The organism is Thalassobacillus pellis (assembly GCF_016908295.1).
Taxonomy (GTDB): Bacteria; Bacillota; Bacilli; order Bacillales; family Halobacillaceae; genus Thalassobacillus; species Thalassobacillus pellis.
Window position 1 is genome coordinate 1 of the sequence record NZ_JAFBDO010000010.1, and the last position, 18,308, is coordinate 18,308.

Annotated in this window: 28 protein-coding genes; 3 read left to right on the forward strand and 25 right to left on the reverse strand. The window is 44.4% G+C overall.

Translation table 11 applies throughout. From position 1 onward, the window contains the following. The coding region (locus tag JOC33_RS19530) for a hypothetical protein (RefSeq protein ID WP_205094389.1) at positions 1-185 on the forward strand (185 nt) is incomplete at its 5' end. Positions 186-307: 122 nt separating this feature from the next. On the opposite strand, the gene pgmB is transcribed toward JOC33_RS19530, so the two are convergent. Continuing rightward, on the reverse strand, positions 308-976 hold the full coding sequence (gene pgmB / locus JOC33_RS19535; RefSeq protein ID WP_205094391.1) for a beta-phosphoglucomutase: 669 nt from the start codon (positions 974-976) through the stop codon (positions 308-310). 50 nt (positions 977-1,026) lie between these two features. Further along, a complete protein-coding gene (locus tag JOC33_RS19540; protein WP_205094393.1) occupies positions 1,027-1,248 on the reverse strand; it encodes a hypothetical protein in 222 nt (73 codons plus the stop codon). Between the two features lie 136 nt (positions 1,249-1,384). Between JOC33_RS19540 and pdaB the strand changes: the two genes are divergently transcribed. Next, positions 1,385-2,143: a polysaccharide deacetylase family sporulation protein PdaB gene (pdaB, locus tag JOC33_RS19545; RefSeq protein WP_338054564.1), complete on the forward strand. Its 759-nt coding sequence runs from the start codon at positions 1,385-1,387 to the stop codon at positions 2,141-2,143. 244 nt (positions 2,144-2,387) lie between these two features. On the opposite strand, the gene JOC33_RS19550 is transcribed toward pdaB, so the two are convergent. Further along, on the reverse strand, positions 2,388-2,981 hold the full coding sequence (locus tag JOC33_RS19550; RefSeq protein WP_205094395.1) for a KinB-signaling pathway activation protein: 594 nt from the start codon (positions 2,979-2,981) through the stop codon (positions 2,388-2,390). Between the two features lie 173 nt (positions 2,982-3,154). Between JOC33_RS19550 and gerD the strand changes: the two genes are divergently transcribed. Beyond that, positions 3,155-3,814, forward strand: a complete 660-nt coding sequence (gene gerD, locus JOC33_RS19555) for a spore germination lipoprotein GerD (RefSeq protein ID WP_338054565.1) — start codon at positions 3,155-3,157, stop codon at positions 3,812-3,814. Positions 3,815-3,955: 141 nt separating this feature from the next. Here gerD and JOC33_RS19560 read toward each other — a convergent pair whose 3' ends face one another. The 22 genes from JOC33_RS19560 to rpsE form a co-directional block, all read right to left on the reverse strand. Beyond that, positions 3,956-5,011: a P-loop NTPase gene (locus JOC33_RS19560; RefSeq protein ID WP_205094396.1), complete on the reverse strand. Its 1,056-nt coding sequence runs from the start codon at positions 5,009-5,011 to the stop codon at positions 3,956-3,958. Between the two features lie 94 nt (positions 5,012-5,105). After that, positions 5,106-5,828 (reverse strand): N-acetylmuramoyl-L-alanine amidase CwlD, encoded by a 723-nt coding sequence (gene cwlD, locus JOC33_RS19565; RefSeq protein WP_205094398.1) that lies wholly within the window; start codon positions 5,826-5,828, stop codon positions 5,106-5,108. An 81-nt stretch (positions 5,829-5,909) separates the two neighbouring features. Then, positions 5,910-6,605 (reverse strand): Dph6-related ATP pyrophosphatase, encoded by a 696-nt coding sequence (locus tag JOC33_RS19570; RefSeq protein ID WP_205094400.1) that lies wholly within the window; start codon positions 6,603-6,605, stop codon positions 5,910-5,912. Positions 6,606-6,766: 161 nt separating this feature from the next. Next, positions 6,767-7,159, reverse strand: a complete 393-nt coding sequence (gene rpsI, locus JOC33_RS19575) for a 30S ribosomal protein S9 (protein WP_205094401.1) — start codon at positions 7,157-7,159, stop codon at positions 6,767-6,769. Positions 7,160-7,179: 20 nt separating this feature from the next. Further along, positions 7,180-7,617, reverse strand: a complete 438-nt coding sequence (gene rplM, locus JOC33_RS19580) for a 50S ribosomal protein L13 (RefSeq protein ID WP_205094403.1) — start codon at positions 7,615-7,617, stop codon at positions 7,180-7,182. Between the two features lie 193 nt (positions 7,618-7,810). Further along, a complete protein-coding gene (gene truA / locus JOC33_RS19585) occupies positions 7,811-8,551 on the reverse strand; it encodes a tRNA pseudouridine(38-40) synthase TruA (protein ID WP_205094405.1) in 741 nt (246 codons plus the stop codon). A gap of 15 nt (positions 8,552-8,566) precedes the next feature. Further along, on the reverse strand, positions 8,567-9,364 hold the full coding sequence (locus tag JOC33_RS19590) for an energy-coupling factor transporter transmembrane component T family protein (protein WP_205094406.1): 798 nt from the start codon (positions 9,362-9,364) through the stop codon (positions 8,567-8,569). Next, positions 9,357-10,229, reverse strand: a complete 873-nt coding sequence (locus JOC33_RS19595) for an energy-coupling factor ABC transporter ATP-binding protein (protein ID WP_205094408.1) — start codon at positions 10,227-10,229, stop codon at positions 9,357-9,359. Before JOC33_RS19595 ends, JOC33_RS19590 begins: the two co-directional genes overlap by 8 nt. Beyond that, on the reverse strand, positions 10,205-11,041 hold the full coding sequence (locus tag JOC33_RS19600; protein ID WP_205094410.1) for an energy-coupling factor ABC transporter ATP-binding protein: 837 nt from the start codon (positions 11,039-11,041) through the stop codon (positions 10,205-10,207). Before JOC33_RS19600 ends, JOC33_RS19595 begins: the two co-directional genes overlap by 25 nt. A gap of 302 nt (positions 11,042-11,343) precedes the next feature. Further along, positions 11,344-11,703, reverse strand: coding sequence for a 50S ribosomal protein L17 (rplQ, locus tag JOC33_RS19605; RefSeq protein ID WP_205094412.1), 360 nt, complete (start codon positions 11,701-11,703; stop codon positions 11,344-11,346). Positions 11,704-11,751: 48 nt separating this feature from the next. After that, positions 11,752-12,696 (reverse strand): DNA-directed RNA polymerase subunit alpha, encoded by a 945-nt coding sequence (locus JOC33_RS19610; protein ID WP_205094414.1) that lies wholly within the window; start codon positions 12,694-12,696, stop codon positions 11,752-11,754. Positions 12,697-12,879: 183 nt separating this feature from the next. Continuing rightward, positions 12,880-13,269 (reverse strand): 30S ribosomal protein S11, encoded by a 390-nt coding sequence (gene rpsK / locus JOC33_RS19615; RefSeq protein ID WP_205094416.1) that lies wholly within the window; start codon positions 13,267-13,269, stop codon positions 12,880-12,882. A 30-nt stretch (positions 13,270-13,299) separates the two neighbouring features. Further along, positions 13,300-13,665: a 30S ribosomal protein S13 gene (gene rpsM / locus JOC33_RS19620; protein ID WP_205094418.1), complete on the reverse strand. Its 366-nt coding sequence runs from the start codon at positions 13,663-13,665 to the stop codon at positions 13,300-13,302. Positions 13,666-13,689: 24 nt separating this feature from the next. Next, positions 13,690-13,803 (reverse strand): 50S ribosomal protein L36, encoded by a 114-nt coding sequence (gene rpmJ, locus JOC33_RS19625; protein ID WP_003156543.1) that lies wholly within the window; start codon positions 13,801-13,803, stop codon positions 13,690-13,692. 33 nt (positions 13,804-13,836) lie between these two features. Continuing rightward, the gene (infA, locus tag JOC33_RS19630) at positions 13,837-14,055 is read right to left on the reverse strand and encodes a translation initiation factor IF-1 (protein WP_003178377.1); all 219 of its coding nucleotides are present in this window, start codon (positions 14,053-14,055) and stop codon (positions 13,837-13,839) included. After that, entirely contained in the window at positions 14,033-14,368 is a 336-nt protein-coding gene (locus JOC33_RS19635; RefSeq protein ID WP_205094420.1) for a KOW domain-containing RNA-binding protein, read from the reverse strand. The genes infA and JOC33_RS19635 overlap by 23 nt, the downstream gene beginning before the upstream one ends. A 16-nt stretch (positions 14,369-14,384) precedes the next feature. Beyond that, a complete protein-coding gene (map, locus tag JOC33_RS19640) occupies positions 14,385-15,131 on the reverse strand; it encodes a type I methionyl aminopeptidase (protein WP_205094422.1) in 747 nt (248 codons plus the stop codon). Then, positions 15,128-15,781 carry an adenylate kinase gene (locus JOC33_RS19645; protein WP_205094424.1) on the reverse strand — a complete coding sequence of 218 codons (654 nt, stop codon included), beginning with the start codon at positions 15,779-15,781 and terminating at the stop codon, positions 15,128-15,130. Before JOC33_RS19645 ends, map begins: the two co-directional genes overlap by 4 nt. A gap of 51 nt (positions 15,782-15,832) precedes the next feature. After that, entirely contained in the window at positions 15,833-17,125 is a 1,293-nt protein-coding gene (gene secY, locus JOC33_RS19650) for a preprotein translocase subunit SecY (protein ID WP_205094426.1), read from the reverse strand. Further along, positions 17,125-17,565 (reverse strand): 50S ribosomal protein L15, encoded by a 441-nt coding sequence (rplO, locus tag JOC33_RS19655; protein ID WP_205094428.1) that lies wholly within the window; start codon positions 17,563-17,565, stop codon positions 17,125-17,127. Before rplO ends, secY begins: the two co-directional genes overlap by 1 nt. A gap of 26 nt (positions 17,566-17,591) precedes the next feature. Continuing rightward, entirely contained in the window at positions 17,592-17,777 is a 186-nt protein-coding gene (gene rpmD / locus JOC33_RS19660; protein WP_205094429.1) for a 50S ribosomal protein L30, read from the reverse strand. Positions 17,778-17,790: 13 nt separating this feature from the next. After that, complete coding sequence (gene rpsE / locus JOC33_RS19665; protein WP_205094431.1) at positions 17,791-18,294, reverse strand: 30S ribosomal protein S5; 504 nt, start codon at positions 18,292-18,294, stop codon at positions 17,791-17,793. Between the last annotated feature and the right edge of the window lie 14 nt (positions 18,295-18,308).

Sequence of the window (18,308 nt, forward strand, 5' to 3'; positions counted from 1 at the left end):
TCATTGTGCACTCATTCGTGCGTTGTTTGATTTCCTCATATAATGAAGAAATCGAATTGACGTACTGGTTGGTTCGTTCAGTTTTCAAAGATCAAAAGTTTGTCTGTGTCGTTTTTGCGACGAATATTAATATATCATGGCCGAGAAATGATGTCAACAATCTTTTCAAAAAATCTTTTTCATAACTTTTTAAGAAGAGTGTTTGTTTTTCTGGCACAAAAAATAATATAGCATACCTAAGAATGTTGCGCAATAACTTTTATATATTTTTTCAATAAAAAAGAAGGTACACCTTGTTGTGTCCTTCTTAACTTCTTGCTTCGGCGAACTTTTGCTGTAGTTCCTTGAAATCCAGCTGACTAGTATCCTCTACCACCCAATCTGCTTTTTTCAATGCTTTCTGATCGCCAACACCCACCGCAAACATTTCTGCAGCTTTGATAGCTTCAACCCCAGCTTGGGCATCTTCTACTCCTGCGCAATTTTCGGATGATAATCCAAGCTGATCAGCTGCTTTCAGGAAAATTTCAGGGGCCGGCTTGCCATTTTTGATTTCGGCCGCGTTAACGACGCTATCTAACAGATGGGTGATTTCCAGGTTCTCTATGACAGCCTGGGCGTTTTTACTAGAAGAGGCTAAAGCTGTTTTTACACCTGCATCTTTGATTTCATTCATGAATTCCAATACCCCTGGCAAAATATCCGCTGGAGTAATCAATTCAATCATTTGTTTATAATGTTCATTCTTTTTCGTTGCCTGGCGTTCTTTTTCTTCCGCCGTCAGCTGTTTGTTTCCGTGTTGAAGGATCAATTCCAAGGATTCCATCCGGCCGATCCCTTTGAGTTTTTCGTTAAATTCCCGATCGAAAGGGATGTCAAGGTCATCGGCAAGTTGTTTCCATGCTTTATAGTGGTATTCCGCTGTATCTGTAATAACCCCATCTAAATCAAAAAGTATACCGCTTATTTGTTTCATGCTCCCCACTCCCTGCTAACAAAATTTCTACAATGACTATAACATATTTCCTACTGTTGTTTTTTCTTCCGGGGCATGTATTTTAAACATTCTGTATGAGGGGCAATCCGCTTAAAAAAGTTGAATAATAACGTGTACCGCTCTTGCATAGCTTGTTTGACCATTTTGTCGATACGGTGGTCTTCTAAATCAAATATTAATTCCTCCAGCTCTCTTTTTAAAAGGTACTCCATTTCTTCCCTTTCCATTTCACTTATCAATAAACCATGCATGCGTAATCACCTCGTAGTCATTATTTTTTTCATTGTTCCCGTAAATGTTTCTTTTATTATATTTGGGTTCTGTTGAATAGCTTGGGCGTTTGCATCATAGAATGAAGCAAGTCCATCTGGAAAGAGGAGGATACTTGTGCATTTTTTTACGTGGCAAATGAAAAAAATCAAGAAGTATTTCATTATTGTCCTACTGGCATTATTTTGTGCGCTATTCATTTGGCTTGGACAATTAAATTCAAAAGCTGTTTTTACAAGTGACGATGGCCCACAAGCCTTAAGCAAAGGAGATGACAGCAGGGCTGCAGCAGCGCTTACCTTCAACATCAGCTGGGGGACGGAGAAAGTGAATGATGTGCTGGCTAAGCTGGCTGAACATAAGGTGAAGGCAACATTTTTTGTCAGTGGAGAATGGGCAGAAAGGCATCCGGATCTTTTAAAGAAAATCAATGAGGGCGAGCATGAGATTGGAATGATGGGTTATCGGTATATCAGCTATTTGGAGCAGGAGCCTGAACAGATTCGGAAAGACTTGGAGTATGCAAAGCAGATTTTTGCCAAGCTAGGATACGACAATGTAACGCTGTTGCGGCCGCCTCATGGCCAGTTTAATAAAGAAGTATTGAAAATTGCCGATGACAAAGGATTTGATGTCATTCAGTGGAGTGTCAATCCCCATGATTGGAAAAATCCTGGTACAAAAGAGATCGTAAATCAGGTCATGTCAGAAAGTTCCAAAGGAGATATCATTCTGCTTCATGCCTCTGATTCCGTAAAACAAACCCCGAAAGCATTGGAAACCATTCTCCCTGGTCTGAAGGGGAAAGGGCTAAAGCTGGTTCGGATATCTGACCTGATTGCCGGAAGCGAAACAAAAGCCAAAGAAATAAATTAATTCGCCGCCAAGTCCTTATGGCGAAAGCCTTAGTTTTACTTATACTTTATCCTTTGACAAAGTGCGCCTGTCCACCAGCGACACTGTTTAGCCAAGACTCGCCGTGGCGTTCTTTGCCACAGAAAGGTTCGTCGAGGGGGTAGGCGCTGGTGCTGAAGGAAGGTCTCTGCAAAAGGTTACCCTAAACATCCATTATTAAAATTTCCTAGACATAAAAAATGGAGTGCTCTGGCACTCCGTTTTTTTATGCTTTCTTTTCAGTTAATCGGTGAAGCAGTAACAGCTGATAAGTGTTGCATGCGAGTAATGGAAGGATCATCATCCATACATAATCCTGACCGTCAGAACGAAGTGCCGGCACCCACTCGATCGTGGTAACGACAACCATGAAAAACAGTGCAGGCACGAAAGCATGCTTATTTGTCTCCTTCATTTTTATGTAGGAAACGATGGCAGCGATAACCAGTAATGCAAGTGCAGTCATCAGATATGGCCAAATCCCTGCACTTTCTTCCGCTGCCTGATAACGGAAGTACACTAAATCAAACAGGGTAAATACAATAAGGAAAATTTGCATGCTAGGCCAAAAACCCCTGAACATGCCCCGGCCAAATTGATGAACGGTTAAATAAGCGAAAAATCCCATCTGGCTGATAATACTGAAAATAAATCCTAAGCCAGAAAAGAATAATAATACCCCTATTAATTCGAAAAAATCGAATGGTTGTAATACTTTTGTATACGCCTCACTTTTAACAACAAAGCTGACGAGCAATGTTATGACACCGCCGAGCAGCAAGGTCGTCAAAAACAATCGCACCCATTTACGACTAGTCACAATCGTTCCTCCTAAAAAATCAAATAAAGTTAAAAATTCACAATACAGCTTTTGAGACCGTACCTATCGTATTTTACCATGAAGCAACGCTTTTTTCATAAAGGTCAGCGCATATTTTTCTTTCTCCGTACCATATTAACTAATATATAGAACAAAGAAAGGGGACATCCCAAATGTCCATGAAACGAAGCTTCTTGTTCATAGGATTATTTGCACTTATTCTTACGGCATGTGCAGGGAATTCCTCTGGCAGCGAGCAAGCCGATTATGATACCACTAAAAAGATGGTAGTCGATATATTGAAGTCTGATGATGGCAAAAAAGCGATAACAGAAGTATTGTCAGATGAGAAGATGCAACAGTCAATGGCTCTTGAATCCCAGGTTGTCAGTGAAGCAGTCAATAAAGCCCTCACCTCTGAAAAAGGAAAACAGTTCTGGAACAAAATGTTTTCCGATCCTAAATTTATAAAAGGGTTCTCTGAATCCATACAAAAAGAACAGAAAGAACTGATGAAAGGGTTAATGAAGGATTCAGAATACCAGAAACTGATGATTGAAATTTACCAAAACCCGGAAATGATGGATCAAATGCTTAGCGTCATGCAAGGTCAGAAATTCCGGTCCCATTTAGAAAAAACAATCCAGGAGACACTGGAAAGTCCGGTATTCAAGGCTAAGATGACCGAAACATTGTTGAAGGCTGCTGAAAAAATGAAATCTGGAGAAGGCCAGCAGCAGGAACAAGGCTCTCAAACTCAGCAAAGCGGCGGTCAAGGTGGAGACACTGGCGGCGGAAATGCCAGCAGTGGCGGCGGCGGAGGCGGAACCTAAGAACAAAAGCTAAAGCAGTCAGTCTAGCTTCACATAGATTTACTTAAGACTTCGAGAGGGCAGGCACTGGCGCACTTCCTATTTTCATTAAACACTAAAAAAGATCACGCAGACCATAATGGTTCAGCGTGATCTTTTTATTCAGGTCGTTTTATCGATTACTTTAGCTGCCACATTCCGATAAATCTGACCAGTCGGGTGGTCCTCCTGGTAAACAGAAGGAGCGAAGATATCTTCTTCTTCATAAGGCTGACGCAACGGGATATGGCCAAGCACCTCTGTCTTAAGCTGCTCTGCCAGCTTGCTGCCGCCCCCTTTACCGAAGACGAATTCTTTATCCCCTGTAAGCTGGCTTTCGAAATAGGCCATGTTTTCTACAACACCAAGTATCTCATGCTCTGTCTGGATGGCCATCTGCCCGGCACGTGCAGCTACAAACGCTGCTGTCGGATGCGGAGTGGTCACAATGATTTCTTTGGAGGAAGGAAGCATGGAATGTACGTCCAACGCCACATCTCCTGTACCCGGAGGCAAGTCGAGCAATAGGTAGTCAAGGTCTCCCCATTCGACTTCCTTAAAGAAGCTTGTCAGCATTTTGCCAAGCATCGGTCCCCTCCAGATGACCGGTGAATTATCTTCAACGAAAAATCCCATAGAAATAACTTTGACACCAAACCGTTCTACTGGAAGGATTTTTTCACCGCGAACGACAGGGCGATCTTCGACTCCCATCATGTCCGGCACACTGAAACCATAAATATCAGCGTCGATAATCCCGACTTTTTTACCCAAGCGGGCAAGTGCGATTGCCAGGTTGACGGTGACCGTAGATTTACCGACACCGCCCTTTCCGCTCGCAATTGAGATGAAGGTCGTATCTGTCTGGCCGCCAAGCAAAGATGCTTCCTGAGCTTTATGAGCATCCTCCTGATACTTTTCTATCACTTCGTCAGGAAGCTGGGTAAAGCGCAAGCCGACTGTGGCAGCACCTGCTCCCTTCAATATATTGACAATCTCCTGCTGCATTTGCATCTGTTCAGCTGTGTTGGTCTTGGCAATGCCAACCTTCACGCTGACATGGTTCTTCTCTTCCTTAATCGTAATCTCTTCTACTCCACCTGTCTCTTCTAACGTTTTATGTAAAAACGGATCTTCTACCGGATGAAGTAACTTAGTAACGTCTTCTTTCGTCAACACGATGATTCACCATCCTTTGAATTGTTCCATCAATGCCAGTATAACATATATGATACAGCATCTAAGTGATCTACATCAAAGGATGGGGCTTTATCTATTCCGCTTCCGGAAATTCCTTTTCACTCACATAACGAAGGATTCCTTCATAGATTGAGGCAGCCATTTTCCGCTGGTAGCTGTCTGTTTTCAGGAGCTCCCTTTCATGAGGATTCGACAGGAAACCGACTTCGACCAAAGCTCCCGGAGTATGGGCATGCTTCAATACATAAACTCCGTTGATAGCCAGTGCTTCCCTTTCCGTATTTTCCAAATTGCGTTTGATTTCTGCTTGAATGAACTTGGCGAGATGCTTGTTTTCTTCCAGTTCCGGATAATAGAACGTCTGGGCGCCATGCCACTTGGATGACGGAATGGCGTTCAGATGAATACTTAAAAAAAGGTCAGCATCCTTCTCCTGGATAAACTCTGCCCGTTCACGAATATCCTCCGATTTCCTACGGGCCAACCCTTTCGTATCCTTACCTGCAAGGTCGGCATCATCTTCCCTTGTCATATACACGAGGGCACCGCCCTGCTGCAGATAATCCCGCAGATACTCAGACACTTTTAACGCAATATCTTTTTCCAGTGTTTCATCAGCACCTACTGCTCCGCCATCAGGCCCTCCATGGCCAGGGTCAAGGACGATCTCCTCCCCCGCAAGCGGAAGGGACCACGTCTGCCACGTATCCATTGTCTCCTGGATCGGATATGCAATCAAAAAAACCAGCAAGGCCAAGCCACATAACCATACAAACACTTTCAGACGATGGAACACGTCTCCCCACCCTCTCCCAATTACTCTCTTTTTCAACTATATGGGACAAGATAAGAAAATATGCTCGTACGTAAGCAGTGTTTAATTCTGTTCTTTTTTCCGGTCAACACGAAAATCAATGGTTACAAACCGATCAAACTGAACAATTTTATCAACTGATCTGAGAGTGCCGGGATGCTGCTTAAAAATCGGTCCGTCCACAACAACGGTATGGAACTCGCCATTTTCACCGCAGGGATCCACATGGTCCGGAAGCTCTTTAAGCAGGTCCATATCAAGACTTTTGCCAAGGAGCTTTTCCTCCAGCACATTATTATCAATGGTGGTCATCCAGGTCTCATAGCCAAGAGAAATAAATTCTTCCATCAGCTGCTTCGTATCTTTTCCCCATAACGGAAAAATTGCCTCCATTCCGGCTTTTTCCATATTCTCTTCCCGGTAGACCCGGATATCCTCTAAGTGGATATCTCCGAAGACGACTGCTGTGACACCTTTTTCTTTGGCTCTTTGCATCTCCTTTGCCATCAGTTCTTCATATAGGGCATTGCTGCATCCATCAGGTAAATGTACTTTCTGGAGCGGCAATCCGATTGCTTCCGCCTGAAAGTCCAGGACTTCTTCTCTCAATCCATGAATGACTGTGCGTCTGTCCTTTGCCTGAATCGTCGTAAAAAGCCCGACGACCTCATATGCCGGGTTAGACAGCATATAATGAAGGCTAAGCATGGAGTCTTTCCCTCCACTAAATGATACAAGTACCTTTTTGGGGTGTGGCACATTATCCCTCCTAAATAAGAAAAACTTGGCTTATCGCCAAGTCCTTATGGCGAAAGCCTTCGTTTTACTTATACTTTAATCCTTTAATAAAGTTAAACTTTCTTAAAATATAAAAAAGCCTCTGGTCCATTATAGACCAGAGACATTTTTGATTGATAATATTAACGCTTAGAGAATTGTGGTGCACGACGAGCGCCTTTAAGACCGTATTTCTTACGTTCTTTCATACGGCTGTCACGAGTAAGCAATCCTTCACGCTTCAACGGTGTGCGGTATTCAGGGTCCGCTTGCAGCAATGCGCGAGCGATACCATGACGGACTGCACCAGCTTGACCAGTGAATCCACCACCATCGACGTTGACATATACGTCATAGTTACCTTCAGTTTCTGTTACAGCAAGGGGCTGCTTAAGAATCGTACGAAGGGTTTCATATGGGAAGTAGTCTTCCGCATCGCGGTTGTTGACTACTACACGGCCGTTACCTGGTACAAGGCGGACACGTGCAGTTGACTTTTTACGACGGCCAGTGCCATTGTATTGTACTTGTGCCACTATTCATTACCTCCTTTGAATTATCCGCGAAGTTCGTAAACTTCTGGTTGTTGTGCTTCGTGCTTATGCTCTGGGCCAGCATACACGTGCAGTTTTTTACCCATTTTGCGTCCTAGGCTGCCTTTTGGAAGCATACCCTTGATTGCTAGTTCAAGCATTTGTTCAGGGTATTTTGTACGCATTTCGTTCGCCGTACGTGATTTCAAACCACCTGGGTGGTTGGAATGACGGTAGTAAATTTTATCATTAAGCTTTTTACCTGTAAGTTCAATTTTTTCTGCGTTGATGATGATTACGTGATCACCAGCATCGAAATGTGGTGTATAAGTCGGTTTATGTTTTCCGCGAAGGATGGAAGCTACTTCACTTGATAGACGACCAAGTGTTTTGCCTTCTGCATCCACAACATACCATTTACGTTCAACGTTACCTTCATTAGCCATGAAAGTTGTGCGCATGTCGGTTTCCCTCCTGAATTGTTTAAATGTTTCACAGAGCTTTTTCATTTATCTCGATACGATTAGTTTCCGGGGCTAATCGTGGTATAGAAATAAAATGCCATAGAACATATTATAATACTTACACCATGATTGTCAAGCAAATGTTACACCAGGGTAAGTTGTTTTTTTAATCCCTGATATAAAGAGTTTTTTAATAGTACACTTTCCAGAGAAAAAGCCCGTGCGGCGGTGCTGTTTTCCCAGCTGCGTCTCGGTCCTTCCGGGCAATGATATCGAGCATGTCTTCGGGCTCCCTTTCCCCTTGTCCAACTTCAAGGAGTGTACCGACCAGAATCCGTACCATATTGTATAAAAAGCCGCTGCCCCGAAAGATAAAAATCAGCTCTTCGCCTCTTTTTTCAATATCGGCTTTCATGATCGTACGGATCTTATCCCCTTTCACGCCACTCCTTGCAGCACAAAAGGAAGTAAAATCGTGTTCACCCTCTAAATAGCTGCACGCCTTCTTCATTGCCTTGATATCCAGTTCATAAGGAAAGTGGTAACTGTACAGCCTGCGGAACAGGTCTGGCTCACCGGCATTCCAGATGTGGTAATGATATTCTTTGCCGGTCGTGTCGTAACGAGCATGGAAAGAGGTATCAACAAAATAGACTTCAGAAATTCGGATATCAGCAGGAAGGGTGGCAGTCAATGCTCTTTTCCAGCCCTCTAAAGGAATATCGAGGTCTGTTTCGAAATGAATGACTTGTCCAAGGGCATGGACGCCTGCATCGGTACGCCCGGAAGCGGTGATTTTAACTATTTGCCCTTTATGAAGTTTGGTAAGGGCAGATTCAATTTCGGATTGGACAGTACGGCTGTCGGGCTGTACCTGATAGCCGGAAAATGCTGTTCCATCATATTGGACAATGCATTTCAGTTTTTTCACAAGCACTCCTCCACCCTAACTCCGCGTTAAAAATAAACCGAAGATAACCAGGCCGAATACAATGAAGCTGTAGATATCCAGCCTGCTGATCTGTAACTTTCTAAGCTTTGACCTGCCTTCTCCGCCCTGGTACCCTCTTGCTTCCATCGCCATTGCAAGCTCTTCTGCTCGTTTGAAGGCACTGACGAACAATGGGACTAGCAATGGAACGATTGCTTTGACACGGTCTTTGATCGGGCCTGTTTTAAAATCGACACCACGTGAGGCCTGAGCTTTTGATATCTTTTCTGTTTCCTGCATAAGTGTGGGAATGAATCTTAGAGATATCGACATCATCAAGGCCAGTTCATGAACCGGAAATCGGAACTTTTTCAATGGCCCAAGCATATCCTCAATCGCATCTGTAATGGCAATCGGAGTAGTCGTGAGCGTTAACAAGGACGTGACTAAAATCAATAAGAAAAAACGTAAGGATAAAGACAAACCTTGGATAAGGCCTCCGGAGTATACATCAAGCGTCAAAATACTGAATAAGACAGTACCTTCCTTTGTAACGAATAAATGCAGAATAAATGTAAAAAGAATCAAGAACCAGACAGGTGTCAGGCCTTTGACCAGATACTTTACCGGAATTCGTGTCGAGAGTGCACTGCCAAGGGAAAAAACGGTCAATAAGCCATAGCTCATAACAGAATTAGCAAAGAACACGATCAGCACAAAGAAAAAAATGATGGTGATTTTTGTCCGGGGATCCAGATGGTGAATCACCGAATTGCCAGGGACATATTGGCCGATGATCATGTTACTACTCATGGGCCTCCCTCCCTTTTACCACAGCAGCTAATTCCTTTGCTAATTGCGTTATCGTCTGGCCATGATAGGGTACTTTTTTCCCCAACCGCTGCTCAAGCTTGTTCAGGAATTGAATAACTTCCGGCACATCCAATTGGACCTCACGCAGCTCTTTCTCGTTAACGAATACTTCTTTCGGCTGGCCTTCCATGAACTTCTTTCCGTGGTTGAGTATGATGACATGGTCTGCATACCGTAGGGCATCTTCCATGCTATGAGTGACTAGTACAGTGGTTAGTCTCTTCTCCTTATGAAGACGGTGAAACATCTCCATGATTTCCCGTTGTCCGCGTGGATCAAGTCCTGCTGTAGGCTCATCCAAAACAAGGACATCCGGGCTCATAGCAAGGACACCAGCTATAGCTACACGGCGCATCTGGCCACCGCTCAAGTCAAACGGAGAACGATCCAGCAGTTCCTCCGGCAGTTGGACAGCCTGGATTGCTTCCCTTGTCCTCCTCTTAATTTCTTCTTCTTTCACACCGAAATTCAATGGGCCGAAACCGATATCTTTTTCTACATTTTCTTCAAACAGCTGATGCTCAGGATATTGAAAAACGACACCCACTTTTTCTCTCAAATCTTTTAAATCTTTCGTCTTCTCCCCCGCCTTCATCGAATGGCTGCCTACAATCACTTCCCCGTTTGTCGGTCGAACGAGCCCATTCAAATGTTGAATCAAGGTAGATTTCCCCGAGCCTGTATGGCCTATGACCGCAACAAAGGAACCTGACGGAATATGGAAGGATATGTCTTCTAATGCCCGGAATTCAAAAGGTGAATTCGGTTGGTAGATATAACTTACATCTTGGAATGTAATGTCCATAAATCCTCCAGTAACTCCTGGTGATTGAGTGGCTCACGCTGCATTGCCAGACCAGCACCGCTAAGCTCGGCAGCCAGTTTGGTCACAAAGGGAGTATCTAAGCCAATATCTTGTAGTGCGTCTTTCTGAGCGAAGATGTCTCGTGGTACACCCTCCATCCATGTTTCACCCTCATTCATGACGATCACACGATCTGCCTGAGTAACTTCATTCAAATCGTGGGTGATAGTAATCAGCGATAAGCTTCGTTTCCTTTGCACCTCACGAATCGTCTCCATTATTTCCCGTCTTCCTCTTGGATCCAGCATGGCAGTTGCCTCGTCTAAAATAATGAGCTCCGGAGAAACTGCAAGTACACTCGCTATCGCGACACGCTGTTTCTGCCCTCCTGAAAGACGATGGGGCTCATGGCGTTCATACTCACTCATTCCGACTGCTTGCAGGCTTTCTTCAATTCTCTTCAGCATCACTTCTCTTGGAAGTCCGTGGTTTTCCATACCAAAAGCGACATCGTCTCTGACAGTCGTGCCGACAAACTGGTTATCTGGATTCTGAAAAACCATACCTACAGTTTTACGGACATCCCAGATGGTATTTTCATTGACAGGCATGCCATCTACAAAGATTTCCCCTGTTTGAGGAAGGAGCAGCCCATTCATCAGCTTCGCAATCGTAGATTTCCCCGAACCATTATGACCAATGATCGCCAGCCACTCGTTGGAACCGATATGAAAGCTGACATTTTTCAGTACCCATGGATGGTCTTCCCGATAGCGGAATGATACGTTTCTGAATTCGATAAAATGCTGCAAATGCTGCTCCTCCTCTCCATTTCCTTGTATTATTTCCCGGGGAATACTGTCGATTACCGCGAGGAATGTAAAAATCAAAGTTATCAATCGGTACGGATTCCCCAGTCATATCCAGCAAGACTTTTATAAAGCTGCGTTATGCCGGGAAATGAAGGCTTTGGAATGTGCTGCTGCCACTTGGAAAATAAGCAGGCAATTTCCGCTCACATTAATATATCTTAAAGCCTTTTTAAAAATAAAAAAGGGCTGGAACCAACCTCTAGCTGAGATTCCGTCCTGCCCTTTTGCACCAATTTTAATGATTAAACTAGTTCGATGATCGCCATTTTTGCACCATCGCCTTGACGTTCGCCCAGCTTCAACACACGAGTGTATCCGCCTTGACGATCCTCATAACGTGGAGCGATATCAGAAAATAGTTTTTGTAGTGCTGTTTGATCTCCTTCTTCATCAGCAGTTGCATCATAAAGATATGATTCTGCCTGTCTGCGTGCATGAAGATCGCCACGCTTGCCAAGTGTGATCATTTTATCAACGACAGAACGAAGCTCTTTCGCTTTTGCCTCAGTCGTTTCAATTCGTTCATGAATGATTAGATCAGTCGCCAGGTTACGAAGGAGCGCCAAGCGCTTATCCGTTGTACGACCCAGTTTTCTAGCCATTGATTATCCCTCCCTTAATTAGGATTCTCTAAAGATGTCATCTATCGATCAATCGTCCTTACGAAGACCCAAGCCGAGTTCTTCTAATTTATACTTCACTTCTTCAAGTGATTTACGTCCAAGGTTACGCACCTTCATCATATCTTCCTCAGATTTATGAGCAAGTTCCTGCACTGTATTGATTCCTGCACGCTTTAAGCAATTGTAGGAACGTACAGACAGGTCAAGTTCTTCAATAGTCATCTCGAGAACTTTTTCTTTTTGGTCCTCTTCTTTCTCGACCATGATTTCAGCCTTTTGAGCTTCGTCTGTCAGGCCGACAAAGATGTTGAGATGTTCCATATAGACTTTAGCCCCTAAAGATACAGCTTCTTCTGGGCGAATGCTTCCGTCTGTCCAGACATCCAATGTCAATTTATCGAAATTAGAAGTTTGACCTACACGAGTGTTTTCCACTTGGTAAGTGACACGTGCGACCGGCGTGAAAATGGAATCCACCGGAATTACTCCAATCGGAAGATCTTCGTGGTTATTGCCTTCTGCAGGGCGATAACCTCTGCCACGCTCAGCAGTAATACGCATTTGCAGGCTGGCGTTTGGTCCTAGAGTGGCGATGTGAATGTCCGGATTCAGCACTTCTACATCACTATCATGGGTGATGTCAGCAGCAGTGACCTTTCCTTCTCCTTGTACATCGATTTCCAGTGTCTTTTCTTCCTCAGAATAAATTTTCAAAGCAAGCTTTTTCAAGTTAAGGATGATAGTAGTAACGTCCTCAACAATCCCATCAATCGTTGAAAATTCATGGAGTGCCCCTTCAATCTGAACAGAAGTTACAGCAGCGCCAGGAAGCGAGGATAATAGGATACGACGTAAGGAGTTACCTAGTGTTGTACCATACCCACGTTCGAGCGGTTCAACAACGAACTTACCAAAAGTGGCATCTTCGCTGACTTCAACCGTTTCAATTTTTGGCTTTTCAATTTCGATCATTCAACAAAACCCTCCTTCAAAACGTCGAAACCCCGGTTAGACCATTCGTCTAACCGAAATTCCTCAGGTAGGCAGTCCCCGATTTAGAACAATTATCGTTCTTACTGTCTGTTTTTACGCGATGCTGTTTAAATAGCTATCATAACCCATTATAGACAGGGTGACAAATTCTATACAGAAAAGTTATACACGACGACGTTTTGGTGGGCGGCAGCCATTGTGAGGTACTGGTGTAACATCACGGATAGCTGTAACTTCAAGACCTGCTGCCTGAAGTGCACGGATTGCAGCTTCACGACCAGCTCCAGGTCCTTTTACAGTTACTTCAAGGGTTTTCATGCCATGCTCTTGAGCTGCTTTTGCTGCAGCTTCAGATGCCATTTGGGCTGCGAATGGCGTAGATTTACGGGAACCTTTGAAGCCTAGTGAACCAGCACTGCTCCAGCTGACCGCATTTCCTTGTACATCGGTGATAGTAACGATCGTATTATTGAAAGTGGAACGGATATGAGCCATACCAGTTTCAATATTCTTTTTCACACGACGCTTACGAGTGTTAGTTTTACGTGCCATATTGTTTTACTTACCTCCTTCTGTCAGTGATTATTTACGTTTATTAGCAACGGTACGACGTGGTCCCTTACGAGTACGGGAGTTGTTCTTGGTCTTTTGACCGCGAACTGGTAGTCCGCGACGGTGGCGGATTCCACGGTAAGAACCGATTTCAATCAAACGTTTGATGTTTAGAGAAACTTCACGACGAAGATCCCCTTCAACGTTATAGCCTTCAACTGCTTTACGGATTCTTGCTAGTTCGTCCTCTGTCAAGTCGCGGACGCGTGTGTTTTCAGAAACGTCAGCTTTATTCAGGATTTCTTTAGCAGCGGATTTACCGATACCATAGACATAAGTCAATGAAATCGCGACGCGCTTGTCACGAGGAATATCTACACCTGCAATACGTGCCATAAGCTACGTGCACCTCCTTCAGAGTTAACCTTGTTTTTGTTTGTGCTTCGGATTTTCACAAATTACCATTACTTTACCTTTACGACGGATAACTTTGCATTTTTCACAAATTGGTTTTACAGAAGGCCTTACCTTCATGATCCATACCTCCTTTTATCGGAGCATTCCATGCTATTTATAACGGTACGTAATTCGTCCTCTTGTCAAATCATACGGGGAAAGTTCAACCGTCACTTTGTCGCCAGGCAAGATCCTGATGAAATGCATGCGAATCTTACCGGATACGTGTGCCAGTACGGTGTGGCCGTTTTCCAACTCTACCTTGAACATAGCATTCGGCAGGGTTTCAACGACGGTACCTTCCACTTCAATTACATCGTCTTTCGCCATCGAGTTGATCTCCCTTCTTCAAATCAGTCACTACTTCATTGAGAAATTTAGTAAGGGCAAAACGGATTTTGCCGTTTGTGACGCGACCAGTTTCTAGAAGGCTGTTTTGGACTTCTGGAGAGACGAAATCCATCAGCTCAACATGCTGCAGATTTTTTTTCTTTGGTCGATCATACTTTCGCTTCTCCCCATCAGCAAGCAGTGCAAAGCGCTCATCAAGCAAACCGATGATCAATGCATACTGACCTGCCTCTCGTCCCTGTACAATACGAACAACTTGACCTATTCGCGGACTCGACTCAGTTTCGTTCAATAACGATCACCTTCACTTAGGCTTTGGTTAAAATCTCATAACCTTCTTCCGTAACGACGATGGTGTGTTCAAAATGCGCACACATTTTACCATCCTGTGTGACTACCGTCCAATTATCTGCAAGTGTCTTAACATACCTTTTTCCTGCGTTAACCATAGGTTCTACAGCCAATACCATACCAGGTTTTAAGCGCGGGCCTTTATTCGGCGGGCCATAATGCGGGATTTGAGGATCCTCGTGCAATTCCTGGCCGACTCCATGGCCCACATACTCACGGACAATGGAATACCCGAATGGCTCGACATAACGCTGGATGGCATGAGATATATTTGAAAGGCGTACACCTGGTTTTGCTTCATCAAGTCCTTTGCCTAATGCAGCTTCCGTAACTTTCAGCAAATCAGCTGTTCCCTCATCAATTTTTCCGACTGGGTAGGTCCAGGCTGAATCGCCATGGTACCCATTGTATTTTGCACCGATATCAATGCTGATGATATCTCCTTCATGAAGCTCCCGGTCACCGGGAATTCCATGAACAAGTTCTTCGTTGACAGATGCGCAAATACTACCACGGAAACCATTATACCCTTTAAAGGAAGGAATTGCATCCATACTGCTGATAAACTGTTCAGCAATACGGTCCAATTTGCCAGTTGTGATACCTGGTTGGATGTGTTTTTCCAGTTCCCGGTGCGTCAAGGCAACAATTCTGCCTGCTTCACGCATGATTTCAATTTCCCGTGGTGTCTTGCAGATAATCATTTTGTAAGTCCTCCAAGTTTTTCATCGATGTCTTCGAACACTTTGTTGATATCCTGATTTCCTTGGATCGTTACCAAATAGCCTTTGTCCTTATAAAGGTCCAGCATTGGCTGGGTCTGCTCCATATTTACATCGAGACGCTTTCGGACTGTCTGCGGCTGGTCGTCTTCGCGCTGAATCAGTGCGGTTCCATCCTTATCACATTTCCCTTCCACCTTTGGCGGATTGTAAAGGACATGGTAAGTAGCGCCGCATGTCGGGCAGACACGTCTGCCGGTCAGCCGTTCGACCAATTGATCTGTCGGAACATCAATATGAAGGACATAATCCAGTGTTTCATCCATATCTGATAAAAGATCCTCCAGGGCTTTCGCCTGTGCGATGGTTCTAGGGAAACCATCCAGCAGGAATCCTTTCTCGCAATCCGGTTTGCTCAATCGTTCCCGAACGATTCCGATGGTCACCTCATCAGGGACCAATTCGCCTTCATCCATATAGGATTTAGCTTCCTTGCCAAGTTCAGTTCCTTCTTTGATAGCTAAACGGAACATATCTCCAGTTGAGATATGAGGGATGTTATATTTTTCGACTATCTTTTCAGCCTGTGTGCCTTTACCGGCACCAGGAAGACCCATCAGAATTAAATTCAACGTTTTCCCCTCTCTCTCATCTTCATCATCCTTACTTTTTTATGCGGATGATTATTTAATAAAACCTTTGTAATGGCGTTTTACTAATTGACTTTCCAACTGTTTCATCATTTCAAGGGCTACCCCTACAACGATCAGCAAGCTGGTACCGCCGATTTGAATGGTAGGTGGCAGTTCCGCAATCGATCCGAGTATGATCGGCAATATCGATACGGCTGCAAGAAATATGGAGCCGACGAACGTTAGACGATACATGACTCGCGTCAAATACGTTTCCGTGTTTTGCCCTGGACGGATACCAGGGATATAACCGCCTTGCTTCTTCAGGTTTTCAGCCATTTGTTCCGGATTGACCTGCACAAATGTATAGAAGTAAGTGAAGGCGATGATTAATGCAACGTAGATGATCATACCAGGCCAGTTCTGGTAATCGAAAATATATTCAATCGTACTGGCGATTTCGCTGCCTTCAAAAAAGCCTGCAATCGTACGAGGCGCAATGATGAAGGAAATTGCGAAAATCACCGGGATTACTCCGGCAGCATTCACTTTTATCGGTAAATGCGTAGAGTGACCGCCTACTGGTGAACGATTCACCAGACGTTTGGCATACTGGACTGGAATCTTACGCAGAGCCTGCTGGATGAAAATGACACCAACAACCACTGCAATAATGACAAGTGCAATGATTCCAACAATGACCAGATTGATGAACAGCTGATTCCCCGGGTCCGAAAAATACTTATCGTATAATTGGTTAACCCCTGTAGGAATGGCAGCAACGATACCGGCAAAAATCAGGATGGAAATTCCATTTCCAACCCCATTCGCGGTAATCTGCTCACCTAGCCACATTAAAAACGCTGTACCGCCAGTCAGTACCAGCGCAATGACTGCAAATTTGCCAATGCCAGGATTTTGGATCAATTGACCTTGCGTCATGGCATTGAACCCGATCGACATCCCAATCGCCTGAATGAATGCAAGGGCGATTGTGCCGTAGCGGGTAAACTGAGCTAATTTCCGGCGGCCCACTTCCCCTTGTTTCTTCCATTCGGTGAACTTCGGTACTACATCCATCTGCAGCAGCTGCATGATGATGGAAGCAGTGATGTAAGGCATGATTCCCATTGCAAAAATGGAGAAGTTCTGTAATGCCCCGCCTCCGAATGTGTTTAGAAAACCGAAGGCATTCTGTTCATCCATAAAGTTGATGGCATCTTTATTAGTGAATGGTACGGGAATGAATGTCCCGAACCTGAAGATGACCAGCATCAACAAAGTGAAAATGATTTTCCGCCGAATATCACCCACGCGCATAAAGTTGGAGATTGTCCGGAACATTAAATCACCTCAGTTTGACCGCCCGCTGCTTCAATTGCTTCTTTAGCGGAAGCAGAGAACTTATGAGCTTTCACTGTCAATTTTTTCTCGATGGAGCCATTACCAAGAATTTTGACACCAGCTTTAACCTTGCTGACTACGCCTTCTTCAAGTAAAAGCTCTGGAGTTACCTCCGTGCCTTCATCAAAACGGTTTAGGGCATCAAGATTGACGATAGTGAATTCCTTACGGTGGATGTTTGTGAATCCACGCTTAGGAAGGCGTTGGAAAAGTGGCATTTGTCCACCTTCGAATCCTGGACGTACACCGCCGCCGGAACGGGCTTTTTGACCTTTGTGTCCACGGCCGGATGTTTTACCATTTCCTGTTGCCATACCACGACCAACACGGTTGCGTTCTTTACGAGCACCTTTTGATGGTTTCAATTCATGTAGTTTCATGCGAGCACCTCCTCTTTGCGCTAGATTTATTCTACTTCTTTCACAGCAATCAGGTGGGATACCTTATTGACCATTCCACGAGTGGATGGGTTGTCTTCAAGGACCACTGATTGACGGATTTTATTCAAGCCTAGTGTTTTGACAGTAAGACGTTGGTCTTCAGGTCTGCCGATAACACTGCGCGTGAGGGTAATTTCCAACTTTTTAGCCATGTGATTTCCCTCCTTATCCTAACAGTTCTTCTACAGACTTTCCACGGAGCTTAGCTACTTCGTCAGCACGCTTAAGCTCGCTTAGGCCGTTGATAGTAGCACGGACCATGTTGATTGGTGTGTTGGATCCTAGTGATTTGGATAGGATGTCACCTACACCAGCAAGTTCAAGCACGGCACGTACAGGACCGCCTGCAATAACTCCAGTACCTTCTGCAGCTGGTTTCAGCAGGATGTTCCCTGCACCGAATTGTCCATGGATTTCGTGTGGAATAGTTGTTCCTACTACTGGTACGTTGATCAAGTTTTTCTTCGCATCGTCAATGGCCTTCTTGATTGCTTCTGGTACCTCTTGGGCTTTACCAGTACCGAATCCGACATGACCATTTTTATCTCCAACGACAACCAATGCAGCAAAGCGGAAACGACGTCCACCTTTAACTACTTTTGCGACACGGTTGACCGTTACCACGCGTTCTTCTAAATCTAGTTTACTAGGGTCGATATTTGTACGCATATATGTCCCTCCTT